Genomic DNA, 13,696 nt, shown 5'->3' with positions numbered 1-13,696 from the left:
AGCCGCGCCTGGCGGTCGGCATTCTCCTGGGCTCGCTTCTTGTTCAACGCGCTGATTCCTTCTGTTCTCTCAGGGGGTTCGGTTTCTAACTTACCGGGCAATGCACCTACAACTGCGCCAGGAGGTCTTCCATGGCGGTGATTTCCAGCTCCTGGGACGCCGCCATCTTTCGAGCGAGCTCACGCACTTCAGATTCGGCAGCCAGTTCCACGCCGGCCTCGGCCATGTCCACCCCAGCCTTGTGGTGTTCGATCATGAGCTCGAGAAAGAGCCTCTCGGCGTCCTCACCGGTCGCCTCGGAAAGAGCCTTCATCTCCCCGGGCGTGGCCATGCCCGGCATAAGTCCGTCAGCGGGGACGGTGCCGCCGGCGTCGTGTGCGTGCCCGCTTCCGGCCATCCAGGCCATGCGCTCGGCATCCGAGCTCTGCGGCAGCCCCCATTCCTGGAGCCAGGCGTACATCTGGCCGATCTGGTGCTGCTGGGTCATGGCGATGTCATACGCAATGGTGCGCAGGACGACGTCGTCCGTCTGTTCACGGATGATGCGTGACATCTCAACGGCCTGGGAATGGTGGACCTGCATGTCCCGGGCAAAGCCTGCGTCGGGACTGTCATTTCCAGGACTCTGCGGAGTCGCCGCCACCCTTCCCGCGGTGAACGCAAGGGCGAACAGGCCGGCCACTGCGACGATACCGAGGATGAGGAGGACGCGCTTCTGCCACGCCTCAAGGTTGAGGGTCATGAGGATTTGCCTTTCGTGTCTTGGTATCTAACGTAGGGCACCCTGCTGAACGTTCCCGACACATACCCCTAGGGGGTACTTGACGCATACCCCCCACGGGTATAGATTGGAACAGCAACCCGGGAGGAATCATGACGCAGACAACCACTGAGGCAGAGCACGGCTACACGGCCGACAAGGAGGCCTACCTCCGCCGGCTCAAGCGCATCGAAGGTCAGGTGCGCGGAATCGCGCGGATGGTTGAGGAGGACAAGTACTGCATCGACGTCCTCACCCAGGTCTCCGCGGTCAACAAGGCCCTGCACGCCGTCAGCATCGGGCTCCTCGAGGAGCACATTGCGCACTGTGTTGTCGGTGCCGCGAATGAATCCCAGGCGTCCGGAGACCCCCGGGCGGTCAATGAAAAAGTGCAGGAAGCCTCAGCGGCGATCAGCCGGCTGCTGCGCTGACGCACCCCACACAAGGAGAACACTCATGAGCACCACCACCGTCAGCATTTCCGGAATGACCTGCGGCCACTGCGTTGATTCCGTCACCGAGGAGATCTCGGCGATCGACGGCGTCCAGAACGTCACCGTGGACCTGAACAAGGGCGGCATCTCCACCGCAACGGTCACCTCCGAGGGTGACATCGACCCCGGGCAGATCGGCGAGGCAGTCGCTGAAGCCGGCTACGTGGTCGTCTCCAACGACGCGTAACACAACGCCGGCACCAGCCGGCCTGGAAGGACCATCATGACCACCGAACCGGATGTTGCCGAGGCAGCCGCCACCACCAGAACCGTTGAACTGGATATCCAGGGCATGACCTGCGCTTCCTGCGTGGGACGGGTGGAGCGCAAGCTGGGCAAGCTCGACGGCGTGGAAGCAAGTGTGAACCTGCCGCTGGAATCAGCGGTAGTGACGGCTCCGGCGCACATCTCCGACGAAGACATCGTGAACACGGTGAACGCCACGGGCTACACCGCACAGCTGAAGAAGCCGCAGCACGCGCCGGGGCCTTCATCCGACGGCGAACCCGCGGCGGATGGACTGGAAGCCGGTGGACACGAACACATGTCCCACGGCGGGACAGCCTCGCAGCTGCGCCCGCGGCTCATCACGGCCGCCGTCCTCACCGTGCCGGTGTTCCTCATTTCCATGATCCCCGCACTGCAGTTCCCACACTGGGGCTGGGTGGTCCTGGCACTGAGCACACCGGTGGTCACGTGGTCGGCATGGTCCTTCCACAAGGCCGCGGCGATCAACGCCCGGCACTTCTCCTCCACAATGGACACCCTGGTGTCCATCGGCGTCACCGCCGCGTACTTCTTCTCGCTCGGCCAGCTCCTCGCCGACCCGATGGTGACAGCGCACGTCGGCATGGACATGAGCGCCCACGCGCTCTACTTCGAGGTTGCCGCCGTCGTCGTCACCTTCCTGCTGCTGGGCCGGTACCTGGAGGCCAACGCCAAGCAGCGGGCCGGTGACGCCCTGAAGTCACTCCTCAACCTCGGCGCGAAGGATGCCACGGTGCTCCGCGAGCGCAATGGTGAGCGTGTTGAAGTGAAGGTGCCGGCGTCGTCGTTGGTCCATGGTGACGAGTTTGTGGTTCGCCCGGGCGAGAAGATCGCCACCGACGGTTTTGTTGTGGACGGGCGCAGCGCGGTGGACACCTCCCTCATCACCGGTGAATCCCTCCCGGTGGAGGTGGGTCCGGACAGCACGGTCACGGGAGCAACCATCAACACCTCCGGACGCCTGATCGTCCGCGCAACCCGCGTGGGCAGCGAAACAACGCTCGCGCAGATGGGCCGGCTGGTCAGCCAGGCGCAGAGCGGCAAGGCGCCGATCGCTCGGCTGGCTGACCGCATCAGCGCCGTGTTTGTGCCCGTGGTCCTCGTGATCGCCGTGCTCACGTTCGTGGCGTGGATTGTGTTCAGCGGGGACGTGCAGGCCGCGTTCACCGCCGCCGTCGCGGTGCTGGTCATCGCCTGCCCGTGCGCGCTGGGACTCGCGACGCCCACGGCCCTGCTCACCGGCACCGGGCGGGGCGCCCAGCTGGGCATCCTGATCCGCGGTCCGCAGGTGCTGGAAGATACCCGGACGGTCGACACCATCGTCCTGGACAAGACCGGCACCGTGACCAGCGGGAAGCTGGCGGTGACCGACGTCGTCGTCCTCGGCTCACACGGCCGGGACGGGGTGCTGGCCCTTGCTGCCGCCGTCGAGTCCGCCAGTGAGCACCCGATCGCCCAGGCGATCGCCGCGGCGAGCCCCGGGCACCCCCGGGTCAGCGACTTCACAAGCTCCGCCGGCGGCGGCGTGCGCGGCACGGTGGAGGATTCCACGGTGCTGGCAGGACGTGCCGGCTGGCTGGAGGAGAACGACGTCGTCATCACCGATGCGCATCGCTCGGCTCTCAGCGCGGCACAGGAGGCCGGTTCCACCGCCATCTGGGTCGCCGTGGACGGGGAGGTCGCGGGGCTGGTCAGCCTGCAGGACACCGTGAAGGAATCCTCGGCTGCAGCCATTGCCCGACTGAAGGAGTTGGGGCTGCGGCCGATGCTGCTCACCGGCGACAACGCCGCCGTTGCGCGGAAGATCGCGGCGGAAGTGGGCATCGCGCCGGAGGATGTCATGGCCGACGTCCTCCCCGAAGGCAAGGTCGACGCCGTGAAGCGGCTCCAGTCCGGCGGCGCCACGGTGGCGATGGCCGGGGACGGCGTGAATGACGCCGCAGCACTGGCCCAGGCGGACCTCGGCATCGCCATGGGGTCCGGCACCGATGTCGCCATCGAAGCCGCTGACCTCACCGTGATGGGCAACAGCCTTGAGCAGGTAGCCCAGGCGATCGAGCTGTCCCGGAAGACGCTCGGCACCATCAAGGCCAACCTGTTCTGGGCGTTCTTCTACAACACGATCGGCATCCCCGTTGCCGCACTCGGCCTGCTGAACCCGATGATCGCTGGTGCGGCCATGGCGGCGAGCTCCGTGCTGGTGGTCGCGAACTCGCTGCGGCTGCGCCGGTTCGGCAAGTAGGGTCCGGCAAGTAGTCTCCCGCAGGTACTCCTCGGCTACGTGAGGTCCTCCATGAGCCGGGCCAGAATGTCATTCATCGCGAGCAGGCCCACCAGCTGGTTCCCCTCCACCACCACCAGGCGGCTGAGCTGATACCTGCTCATCAGCGCAGCGGCCTGCCGCACGGAGAGATCCTTGTTGACGGCGATGGAGGGGATGGTGGCGGCGTCGTAGACGTTCAGGAGGTCAACGTCACCCTCCTCGGCGACCACCGTCTGCAGGAGCTCACGATAGCTCAGCATCCCGTAGGCGTCGTGCGCGTGCTGCCGCTCGACCACCAGACTCTTCACCTGGCGCTCCTTCATGGCGGTGAGCGCCTCGCGCAGCGTGCTGTAGGGCGAAATGGTCACCACCTCGGGGACCATGACGTCGTTAACGGTAAGCATCGTTCCTCCTCGTAACTGCGCGGTCGGTTTCAGCTGTCATCGTGACGGAGCCGCTCTTCGAACTTGACGACCTGGCGCAGGTCAATCCCCGTCAGGTGCTCAATGGGAATGGCGAACGCAAGGCCAAGGGAGTCTGTGCCGCGGACCAGAATGCCGTGGAGCTCCTTCAGGATGGGCGCCGTCAGGTGGCTCCCGACCACCATCAGCAGCACCGATTGGGTCCCCTCGAAGGTCAGGCCGAAGAAGGTTGTCCTGGTTTCACCCCCGATTCCCTTGCCGTGCAGGATGGTCATCCCCGAGGCCCCGGCCTTCTGGGCGTGCCTGATCACCCTGTCTTCCAGGTCATCGGGCGCAATGACAACAATCGCGGTGAACTTCATGGCTTTTCCTTCCGCAGGCGGGGAAATTGCTCCATCACCATGGCATACACCATGACGGCGATCACAGGGAAGATGGAAGCGTAGGCAATCAATCCGAATCCGTCGATCAGTTCGTTGCGGCCCTCCACTGCCGTAGCCAGCCCAATGCCCAGGGCAGTGACCAGCGGCACGGTGACCTCCGACGTCGTCACTCCACCCAGATCAAACGCCAGCGGAATAACGTATTTCGGCGCCAGAAACACCAGCAGAAGAGCAACGGCGTACGCGGCCATGATGAAGTAGTGGAACGGCCCGCCCACCAGGATCCGGTAGGTTCCAAACCCGATCCCGAGGGCAACCCCGCACGCCACAATCATCCGGACGGCGAACGCGTTGACCCGGCCGGGCGCCGCTTCCTCCGCCTGTTCGCCGATGGCAAGCAGGGCGGGCTCCGCCATGGTGACCGCGAAACCGATCAGGACCGCGAACAGCAGGATGAGCGCCGGGGCCCCCTGCTCGATCAGCTGCTGCGCCATGAGCGTACCCAACGGGAACAATCCGAGTTTCAGGCCTCCGACGAAGGCATAGAGCCCAAGGAGCACCATGAAGAAGCCGACGACGACGCGCAGCGGGTGCACCAGGCGGCGACGGAGGGCGACAAACTGGAAGAACAGCACCACGGCCACGATCGGCAGGACGTCCCTGAAGATGCCGGCCAGGCCGAAGATCATGTTCGCAACCCACGCGCCCGGATCCTCGCCGGATTCCGGCGGTGGTGCCGCGCCGGCCGCTCCGAAGGTGTACACCCAGATGCCGTACAGCTGCACGCCGATCGTGGGAACCATGACGCACAGGGCCACGAGCCCAAACCCGTCGGTCAGCACGCTGCGGCCGCGGAGGGAGTTGGCCAGCCCGAGGCCGATCGCGGCAATGAGGGGGACGCTCACAATGTTGGTGGTCACCCCTCCGGAGTCATACGCCAGGCCGACTATCTCCGGCGGCGCAATGAACGTCAGTCCAAGGGCCGCAGCGTAACCGGCGATCAGGAGCTTGTGGATCGCCCAGCCACGCAGGACGCGCAGTACGCCCACCACAAGCACCAGTCCCACCGATACCGCGATGACAAAGCGGAGCACAACCGCGTTGATCCGCCCCGCACTGACCAGCTGCGCCTGTTCGGCGACCGCAATGACCGCCGGCTCGGCGATGCTGGCGGCAAACCCGATGGCAAAACCGAAAGGCAGCAGCAGTCCCAGCGACCCGCGGCGGACAAACTGGTTGGCCAGGTTCTTGCCCACCGGAAAGATGCTCAGGTCCAGCCCGTGCAGGAACAGCGCAATGCCGACGGCGACAATCGCCAGCCCGCCCAGGAGTGCGAGCGGATTGTCCGGCACCGCCCGGAACACGAACACCTGGAAGATGACCACCACGGCCACAATGGGCACCAGATTGCCCAGCGACTTCAGGAGTTCGGCTGCGAACCTGCTGAGGTGCTCCACTGGACCTCTCCCCGGGTGGATGTGGGAGTGCTCTGATCCTCAGTCTGTCGGTTAGTGCGGAGCGGTGTCCAGACTCTTCAGCGGTCAGCCGGCTCCGGTGGTGGGAACGGGCTCGACGACGTTCGGCTGGTCGAGGGGATCCGCGGCGTCCGGCATCCGGCGCAGTTCATCGATACGCACGAGGATCACTCCTCCGACGATGAGTGCCCCACCGAGCAGCTGGATGGCTGAGGGAAGCTCCCCGAGAATCAGCCAGGAGGCGAGGACCGCGAACATGACTTCGGTGAGTCCTACGAAGGACGCCACCTTCGAGCCGAGGCCGCGCGCCGCGAGGATGCCCGTGAAATACGCAAGCACGGTAGCGATGATGACCAGCACCAGCACCGGTACAAGCCAGTGGGCCTGCCGCCCGGCGAGCGTCACATCCTGGAACGTGAAAGCGAAGGGCATCACCCCTGCGAGTCCGAGAACCAGGATGGTGAGGGCGCCGACCATCATCCCGCCGCCGGCCATGATCAGCGGCGGCAGGTCGTCGTCGGCCTTTGCCGACATGACGAAGAACACGGCGAGGCAGACGGCGGCACCCAGCCCGAACAGCACGCCCACCGGATCCAGGCGCTGGTCACCGGTGAGGTCGAGGACCAGGAGCAATCCCAGCATGGCGGCCGCTGAGCCGCTGACCGTCAGCCTGCTCGGTGCACGGCGCGAGCGCACCCACAGCCATCCCACAATGAGCACGGGCGCGAGGTACTCCAGCAGTAGGGAGACACCGACAGACATCCGCTGCACGGCGCTGAAGTAGAAGAACTGGCACAGCGCAATGGCTGTTGCTCCATAGATGATCAGCGTCAGGCCGTTCCGCCGGAGAGTGCCCCAGCGGCCGCGGAGCCCGACGATCACCGGCACAGCCAGCACCAGGGCGGCCCCGCCGATCCTGACGCCGACAGCGGCCCCCGGACTCCAGCCGATCTCCAGCAGCGACTTCGCGAAGGGTCCGGAGACGCCGAACGAGGCAGCCGACAGCAGGGCGAACCACAGGCCCGTAACGGTTCCGCTTCTCATGGGTCTCCTCGTGACGTCATAACCAAAGAAGGTTTATGGTCATGACGTTAGACCCTGGGTCCGTTATAGGTCAACACGACTTATGCTCATTACATCCCAGCTGCTGCGAGATTCTACGCCGGGCACCGTTCCAGACGCCCGGTCGGGGCTGCGGGGGTCAGGCCTTCTGCTTCGCGGCGGCCTTCGCTGCACGCTTGGTGTCCCGCACCTTCGCGAGAGACTCCGGGTCAACGATGTCCGCGACGGACCGGTAACTGCCTTCCTCCCCGTAGGACCCGGCGGATTCGCGCCAGCCCGGTTCGCTGAAGCCGTACCGCTTCCCGAGGAGGGCAAGGAAGATTTTAGCCTTCTGCTCGCCGAAGCCTGGAAGAGCCTTCAGGCGTCGAAGCACCTCAGGGCCATCAGGGCTGTCCCGTGTCCAGATGGCTGAGGCGTCGCCGTCCCACTCGTCCACCACGGTGCGGCACAGCGACTGGATGCGCCCGGCCATGTTCCCGGGATACCGGTGCACCGCCGGAGGGGTGCGGCACAGCTCCACGAAACTGTCGGCGTCGTGGTCTGCGATGGCGCCAGCGTCAAGGCTGCCCAGACGCTCCCTGATTTTGGCCGGTCCGGCAAAAGCCGTCTCCATGGCAACCTGCTGGTCAAGCAGCATGCCTATCAGGAGAGCGAGGGGGTTCGTGGACAGCAGCTGATCGGCCTCGCTGTCGCCGGTGATGTTTACGTTGGGCGCCATGGGTCCATGCTAGCGACCGGCGGCGGTGTCCGGACCGCCGGCCTCCCGGTCCTCGTCAATGAAGATCTTCAGGAGGGAACCGACGTCGTGGTGTGATTCGGCAGGGTGCCTGAAGGGCCGGTCCCCCTCCACCACATACCGGTTCCTGCGTCCATCCTTGAAGCGGTGGATATAGCCGGCCTGCTCAAGGTCCTTCAGGATATGGAGCGTGGCGCGCCGAGTGATGCCGACACGCTGCGCAATTTCCTCCACGAGAAGGTTGGGATCCGCGGCCACTGCCAGCAGCACGTGCCCATGATTGGTCAGAATGGTCCACGAGGGGCGGCCGGCAGCGCCGTCCGCGGCCGATGAGCCTGTTGCATCCCCCGACATGGCGCCCCCTTGCTTCCTGTCGCGTCTCCCACCTGTGTGGTGGCCCCGCTTCCTACGCTACTCCTGCCCCGACGGGCGCCGGATGCGGCGGAATAGCCGCGCCCTATGCGCCGCTGACGCCGAAGAGACCGATGACGAGTGCCATGACCACAAAGGTGACAAGCTCGTGGGCGCTGTTGAGTACGGTGAGCCCGGCAGGGCGGCCCTCAAATGCGTCATGGGTGACAAACCGGGAGGCCGTGAAGCCGGCCCACAGGATGACGGCCGTGACGAGGGTGTTGACCAGGAAGTTGCCGCCGTAGAATTCCTGGGCAATCGCGGCGCTTCCCGCCAGCACCCAGGCGCTGATGAAGCTGACCACCAGGGTGATGAGGATCGGCTTGAGCGCGTCCTTCGCCTCACCGCTGGGGTTCACCTTCGCGGTGCGCATCCAGTAGTTCCCGAATACCCGGGGCGTGTACCAGACGGTGCCGACCAACATGGTGGAGAGTGTGGCGATGATGACGGCAAGCACATTGATTTCGGGTACAGCCATGGCGCTCTCCTTCTCTTAGCGGGGGTCTTCGCCGGGAGTCCCCGGGCCGGTGCCGCGGGGGTTGCCGTGCTCATCCAGGTTTGCCGCGCCGCGCTTCATCTTCGCCGACGAGCGGTTGACGCCGGTTCCCTTCCCGAGGTGTTCGGCGTTGGGTTTCTCGGTCATCAGCAGCAGAGCGCTGATCACCAGCGAGGCGATGAAGGCGATGCCTGCGGCGGTGAGTCCGAGGTCGATCCGGAGCTCACGGGTGCCGCCCCCCGTGGCGAAAACCATGGTTGCGGCACCGGCAATCGCCGCAAGAACGGCAGAGAAGATGAGGGGACCCTTCACGCCCTTGACCTGACTGGACACGGTTCCTTCTCCTCAATTTTTCTACGGATAGTAGAAACCTAGTTTACGGGCTTGGTACGGGCGGCCGGACCGGGCGTGGCGGCCGCATCATGGCGGTAGCTGAGCGCCGCGAGCGCAAGTACGACGGCGGTGATCACCGCGCCGCCCCCGGCCACACCCAGCAGGGCGTGCGCTCCAAGAGCCTGGAAGAGCGGCAACAGGACGCCGGTCAGCGCGGCCACGCTCCCGGTCAGAAGGAAGTCCCGCGCTGCGGCATGCGTGCCGCGGTTGCGCGCCCAGACAAGCAGGTACACCACGCCCATCAGGACCAGCGCCAGTGCACCGGTCTGCGCGAACACACCGTCGGTATGGATCCACAGGTTCAGCAGCCCGACGATCGCCAGGAATACAGGCGCTGTGCGTGTCAGCCAGGCGGGCACTGCGTCCTGGCTGCGCAGGCTCCGCCCCGTGAGGTGGACCGCTGCAGCGAGTCCCAGGAAGTAGAACCCGCCGGCGACGGACATCACATGGACGGACGGCTCCGCCCAGAAGATGGTCAGCAGTCCAAAGCAGCCGGCCACCGCGGCATGCAGGAAAAACGCGCGCCAGAGCCCGGGCAGCGCAGGCGTTCCTGCCGCTTCGGCACCCATGGTCTGCCTTCCTGTTGGCCTGGTGGACGGTGCAAGTTTAGTCCGCTGCCACACCGGTAACCATCCAGCGATCATTCCGTACCCTCCAGCCGAGGGTCAGCCCCCGCGCGGCCATGTATCCGCCGCCGAACGCCGCCCACAGCCAGACGATGCCCGCCAGCCCGGTCAGGCCGGCGGTTGACACCAGGACCAGTAGCGGAAGATAGAGAACAAGGTTGACGACGCCGGCAATCGCCAGATACCGCGCGTCGCCCGCGCCGATCAGAACGCCGTCGAGCACAAACACGTAACCGCAGACCGGCTGCGCCGCGGCGAGCACCCAGAGACCGGCGGTGAACGCGGCCTGCACCGCCTGATCCGAGGTGAAGATCCAGTCGAGGAACGGCGCGGCGGCCGCCAGCAGGACGCCGGTGAGCACTCCGAAGGCTACGCCCCAGCGGATCATGGTGCGGGTCAGCGCATGCGCGAGCGCCCGGTTTCCCGCCCCGAGTTCCTTGCCGATGAGCGCCTGCGCGGCGATGGCCAGCGCGTCCAGCGCGAAGGCGAGGAAGGTGAAGACGGTCATCACCAGCTGGTGGGCTGCGAGGGACACCGGCCCCTGCGAGGTCGCGACCAGTACCGTCGCGAGGATCGCGAAGCGGAGGCTGGCGGTCCGCAGCATCAGCCAGGAGCCTACGTGCGCTGTTGCGCGGATTCCCCGCCAGGTGGGGCGAAGGGTCACCGCGTTGCTGCGTGAGGAACGGTAGATGATGACCAGGTAAACAGCAGCCATTCCCCACTGCGCAATGCTGGTTCCCAGTGCGGAGCCGGCCACCGAAAGGCCCGCGCCGTACACGAGCAGATAGTTGAGGACAATGTTGGCTCCAAAGCCGGCCGCCGCCACCACCAGGGGTGTGCGGGTGTCCTGCAGCCCCCGCAGCACGCCGGTTGCCGCGAGGACAACGAGCATGGCCGTGAGCCCCGGCATGGAGAACCGTAGGTAGTCAACGGCGAACTGATGTACCGCACCCTCCGCACCCATCCCGGCCGCCAGCGCCGGCGCGAAGATCCAGCCGGCCACCGACAGCACAACCCCGAGCAGCAGAGCCAGCCCCACGCCGTCGCGCCCCGCCGCCAGCGCATCCTGCAGGCGCCCGGCGCCGAGGAAGCGGGCGACCGCCGGCGTAGTGGAATAGGCAAGGAAAACCATCAGCCCGACGGCGGTCTGAAGCACCGTGGATGCCAGGCCCAGGCCGGCGAGTTCATTGACGCCGAGATGGCCGACGATTGCCGAATCCGCCAGGAGGAACAGCGGCTCGGCGATCAACGCGCCGAAGGCCGGCACGGCAAGCCGGAGAATGGAGCGCCCGAGCTGCCGCCGGTCAGGAACGGTGGTGGTCACGGGACCCAGCTTAGACGCCGCCGCTGACGATCCGGAGGCGCTGTTCATGCCAACGAATTGCTAGGCTTGATACTCGCTTTCGCTACAGAGGGACGTCCATGAAAACTGAGGTAAAGCATTTCATCGCCGGCGGTGTCCTGATGTTCCTCAGCACCCTCTTCATCCCGCAGGGGATCTCCGATTTCGCGGGTGCAGCAGCACGCGGTGCGGCCGTCCCTCCTGGCTCCGGTGTGCTGCTCGCCATCGGTGCTGTGCTGATTTTGGCAGCCATCGCTCTCTTCGCGCGGGGCCAGGTGTTGCGCCACCGTGCCCGGGTTCGCGGTTCCGGGCAACGCGAGGACTGAAAAGTCACAGCCCCTTCTCGACCATCTCCAGCAGCCGCCCGGCCGCAAAGGCCCGCTGCTCACTGTCCAGGCTCCGCAGCGGTCCGTCGATCTCCAGCATCGCCAGCCCGTGCACCGACGACCACGCGAGAAACTCCGCTCCCGGACGTCGCTCCGCGGGAAGGACACCGGACTCAACCAGTCCGTCCAATGCCGCAGACAACAACTGGAACGGAGTCAGGCCGCTCTGGCCTGCGGATTCGGCGGTGGCCGCATCACGAAGATCCGTATGTCCCACGAACGCGGTGCGGAACAGTCCCGGCTGGGTCTGCGCGAAGCGCAGGTAACCGGCGCCGACCGCGCGCAGGCGCGCCTTGGCAACCGAGCCGGCGTCGTCATGGGGAGGAATGGCTGCCTGCTCCGCCTCAATTGAACCGGCCAGCTCGGCCTGCGCCGCCAGCGACACCGCGTGCAGCAGCGCGTTCTTGTCCTCGAAGTGCCGGTACGCGGCGTTCGGTGTCACGCCGGCCCGGCGGGTGACTTCGCGAAGCACGACGGCGGAGGGGCCGCCTTCGCGGGCAAGGTCGGTTCCAGCGGACACGAGGGCCCGCTGGAGGTCGCCGTGGCGGTAGGTGCTGCGCTTGCGGTGCGCCACCGGAGCCTCCTTACCGACCAGACTTATGTGAACACTGTAAACAAGTCTGCCACCGGTGCCTCTGTGGCCCTACGGAATTCAGCGCAGCGAGATTCAGCGCAGCGAGGCCAGCTCACCTTCAAGGTTCTGTTGGGCGGTGGCCGCCCACAGACTCCTGCCCTCGGCTGTGCGGTAGAGCGGGTCCAGGGTCAGTAAGCGCTCGACGACGGCGGACCTGCCCCGGCCGAAGTCGGCGTCCGATACGTGGGCGTACTCCTCCCGCACAGCCGCCACGTACCGCCGGTACGCAGCGGGTGGGCGGCCCAGTACGGCCAGGTCTGCGTCGCACAGCAACTCCCCCGCCCGGTCACCCCGGCCGGCGGCATGCGATGCGGTCAGCAGTACCAGGCGCCGGACTTCAGCTGGGTGGTCAAGAAAGGGCGTGAGAGCGGATTCGGCGAGTGCAGCCGAGGCTTCCTCGTCCTCTCCGGCCCGGCCGGCATAGACCGCATCGTGGAACCAGGCGGCGAGGCGGACGTACTGCCGGGTTCCGGCGTCGTCGTGTTCGGTGAAAAGGAGGTCCAGCGCCTCCAGCACCTCCAGCAGGTGTTCTGCGGTGTGATAGCGGCGGTGCGGCTCGGACCACCGGTCGAGCAGGTCGTTTCCGAGCCCGGGGGCGTCGGGGAGGGTCTGTTCCCAGCGCTGCAGCAGGGACTTCCGGATACGCTCCGGCCTCCGCTTCGCGGGTACCCGCAGCCCGCTGGCGATGAGCAGGCGGACGAGCGAGCCGCAGTCGACCTCCCGGGCTCCGAGCCGGACCAGCTCGTGGTACCGCCGCGCGGGAACGTCGTAGTGGTCAACGTCGAACGCGCGTTCGGTGACGCCGGCCCCGGCCGCGAAGGCATGGAGCTCGGTCAGGGAGGTGTCCGAGATCAGGTGGGAGAAGACCGTGCCGTGCGCGGGCCAGAGCGGCGGGTCGATGTACACGGCCATGAAAGCAAGCGTACTGGCCCGGCGTTTCCCGCTTGGAAAGGCCTTCCACAAAACCCCTGTACAGCCTCCGGCCGCTGTGCCATTGTTTACAGTGTCTACATGCGGTGCGCCTGATGTTGGTGTGTCCAGGGCAGCCCGCGTATTCCGCTTCGAAGAATCGAGCACCCATGGAAACCACCCTCCTCGCCATTGGAACCAAGAAGGGCTTGTGGCTCGCAACCAGCACGGACCGGCACAACTGGATGCTGTCGCAGCCCCACCACCTCATGACGGAGATCCCGAGCGTGGGGATCGATACCCGCGGCGGGCGGACCCGCATCCTCGTGGGCATGATGGATTGGCACTGGGGCCCCACCGTCGTGTACTCCGATGACCTCGGCGCCACCTGGTCCGAACCCGAGCAGGGCGCCATCAAGTTCGCGGAATCCGACGAGACCGCACTGGGCAGGATCTGGCAGCTGCAGCCGGATTCCGAGGAACGCCCGGGAGTGGTGTGGGCGGGCTGTGAGCCGATCTCGGTCTGGAAATCGACCGACGGCGGCGAGCACTTCGAACTTAACCGCGGCCTGTGGGATCACCCGCACCGCTCCGAGTGGGGCGCAGGCTTCGGCGGGGCAGCTGCGCACAGCGTGCT

18 protein-coding genes are annotated in these 13,696 nt (G+C 66.2%); 5 read left to right on the top strand and 13 right to left on the bottom strand.

Features of this window, described 5'->3' with window-relative positions:
* Positions 1-106 precede the first annotated feature (106 nt).
* Entirely contained in the window at positions 107-742 is a 636-nt protein-coding gene (locus tag X803_RS0102770) for a DUF305 domain-containing protein (protein WP_026543934.1), read from the bottom strand.
* Between the two features lie 131 nt (positions 743-873).
* Between X803_RS0102770 and X803_RS0102765 the strand changes: the two genes are divergently transcribed.
* Genes X803_RS0102765 through X803_RS0102755 form a run of 3 tightly spaced genes read left to right on the top strand, consistent with a single transcriptional unit; the run spans position 874 to position 3,763 of the window.
* The gene (locus tag X803_RS0102765; protein ID WP_035777656.1) at positions 874-1,191 is read left to right on the top strand and encodes a metal-sensitive transcriptional regulator; all 318 of its coding nucleotides are present in this window, start codon (positions 874-876) and stop codon (positions 1,189-1,191) included.
* A gap of 25 nt (positions 1,192-1,216) precedes the next feature.
* Positions 1,217-1,441, top strand: a complete 225-nt coding sequence (locus X803_RS0102760) for a heavy-metal-associated domain-containing protein (protein ID WP_026543932.1) — start codon at positions 1,217-1,219, stop codon at positions 1,439-1,441.
* A gap of 36 nt (positions 1,442-1,477) precedes the next feature.
* Positions 1,478-3,763 (top strand): heavy metal translocating P-type ATPase, encoded by a 2,286-nt coding sequence (locus X803_RS0102755; protein ID WP_026543931.1) that lies wholly within the window; start codon positions 1,478-1,480, stop codon positions 3,761-3,763.
* Positions 3,764-3,798: 35 nt separating this feature from the next.
* Here X803_RS0102755 and X803_RS0102750 read toward each other — a convergent pair whose 3' ends face one another.
* The 10 genes from X803_RS0102750 to X803_RS0102705 all read right to left on the bottom strand — a co-directional run bounded on the left by X803_RS0102750 (position 3,799) and on the right by X803_RS0102705 (position 11,160).
* Positions 3,799-4,188 (bottom strand): CBS domain-containing protein, encoded by a 390-nt coding sequence (locus tag X803_RS0102750; protein ID WP_026543930.1) that lies wholly within the window; start codon positions 4,186-4,188, stop codon positions 3,799-3,801.
* Positions 4,189-4,217: 29 nt separating this feature from the next.
* Positions 4,218-4,568 carry a P-II family nitrogen regulator gene (locus X803_RS0102745; RefSeq protein WP_026543929.1) on the bottom strand — a complete coding sequence of 117 codons (351 nt, stop codon included), beginning with the start codon at positions 4,566-4,568 and terminating at the stop codon, positions 4,218-4,220.
* The gene (locus X803_RS0102740) at positions 4,565-6,046 is read right to left on the bottom strand and encodes a DUF1538 domain-containing protein (RefSeq protein WP_026543928.1); all 1,482 of its coding nucleotides are present in this window, start codon (positions 6,044-6,046) and stop codon (positions 4,565-4,567) included. Before X803_RS0102740 ends, X803_RS0102745 begins: the two co-directional genes overlap by 4 nt.
* A gap of 84 nt (positions 6,047-6,130) precedes the next feature.
* Positions 6,131-7,108, bottom strand: coding sequence for an EamA family transporter (locus X803_RS0102735; RefSeq protein ID WP_026543927.1), 978 nt, complete (start codon positions 7,106-7,108; stop codon positions 6,131-6,133).
* Between the two features lie 157 nt (positions 7,109-7,265).
* Positions 7,266-7,844 (bottom strand): HhH-GPD-type base excision DNA repair protein, encoded by a 579-nt coding sequence (locus X803_RS0102730; RefSeq protein WP_026543926.1) that lies wholly within the window; start codon positions 7,842-7,844, stop codon positions 7,266-7,268.
* A gap of 9 nt (positions 7,845-7,853) precedes the next feature.
* Positions 7,854-8,216: a helix-turn-helix transcriptional regulator gene (locus X803_RS17395; protein WP_051470386.1), complete on the bottom strand. Its 363-nt coding sequence runs from the start codon at positions 8,214-8,216 to the stop codon at positions 7,854-7,856.
* A 103-nt stretch (positions 8,217-8,319) separates the two neighbouring features.
* Entirely contained in the window at positions 8,320-8,751 is a 432-nt protein-coding gene (locus X803_RS0102720) for a DUF1761 domain-containing protein (protein WP_026543925.1), read from the bottom strand.
* Between the two features lie 15 nt (positions 8,752-8,766).
* Entirely contained in the window at positions 8,767-9,102 is a 336-nt protein-coding gene (locus X803_RS0102715; protein ID WP_026543924.1) for a hypothetical protein, read from the bottom strand.
* A 38-nt stretch (positions 9,103-9,140) separates the two neighbouring features.
* Positions 9,141-9,731: a hypothetical protein gene (locus tag X803_RS17390; protein WP_051470385.1), complete on the bottom strand. Its 591-nt coding sequence runs from the start codon at positions 9,729-9,731 to the stop codon at positions 9,141-9,143.
* Between the two features lie 37 nt (positions 9,732-9,768).
* Positions 9,769-11,160, bottom strand: a complete 1,392-nt coding sequence (locus X803_RS0102705; protein ID WP_051470384.1) for an MATE family efflux transporter — start codon at positions 11,158-11,160, stop codon at positions 9,769-9,771.
* Between the two features lie 50 nt (positions 11,161-11,210).
* Here X803_RS0102705 and X803_RS20885 point away from each other — a divergent pair, with 50 nt between their 5' ends.
* The gene (locus X803_RS20885) at positions 11,211-11,456 is read left to right on the top strand and encodes a hypothetical protein (protein WP_026543922.1); all 246 of its coding nucleotides are present in this window, start codon (positions 11,211-11,213) and stop codon (positions 11,454-11,456) included.
* Positions 11,457-11,460: 4 nt separating this feature from the next.
* On the opposite strand, the gene X803_RS0102695 is transcribed toward X803_RS20885, so the two are convergent.
* Positions 11,461-12,090 carry a TetR/AcrR family transcriptional regulator gene (locus tag X803_RS0102695; RefSeq protein ID WP_026543921.1) on the bottom strand — a complete coding sequence of 210 codons (630 nt, stop codon included), beginning with the start codon at positions 12,088-12,090 and terminating at the stop codon, positions 11,461-11,463.
* 93 nt (positions 12,091-12,183) lie between these two features.
* Positions 12,184-13,062, bottom strand: coding sequence for a DUF4031 domain-containing protein (locus tag X803_RS0102690; RefSeq protein ID WP_026543920.1), 879 nt, complete (start codon positions 13,060-13,062; stop codon positions 12,184-12,186).
* A 167-nt stretch (positions 13,063-13,229) separates the two neighbouring features.
* Here X803_RS0102690 and X803_RS21285 point away from each other — a divergent pair.
* Positions 13,230-13,696, top strand: a 467-nt coding sequence (locus X803_RS21285) for a beta propeller repeat protein (protein ID WP_035777650.1), incomplete at its 3' end; no start/stop codon positions are given.

The organism is Arthrobacter sp. 35/47 (genome assembly GCF_000520475.1).
Lineage (GTDB): Bacteria > Actinomycetota > Actinomycetes > Actinomycetales > Micrococcaceae > Arthrobacter_D > Arthrobacter_D subterraneus.
Note: the sequence above shows the minus strand (reverse complement) of the source record. Positions and strands in the feature narration are given on the sequence as shown.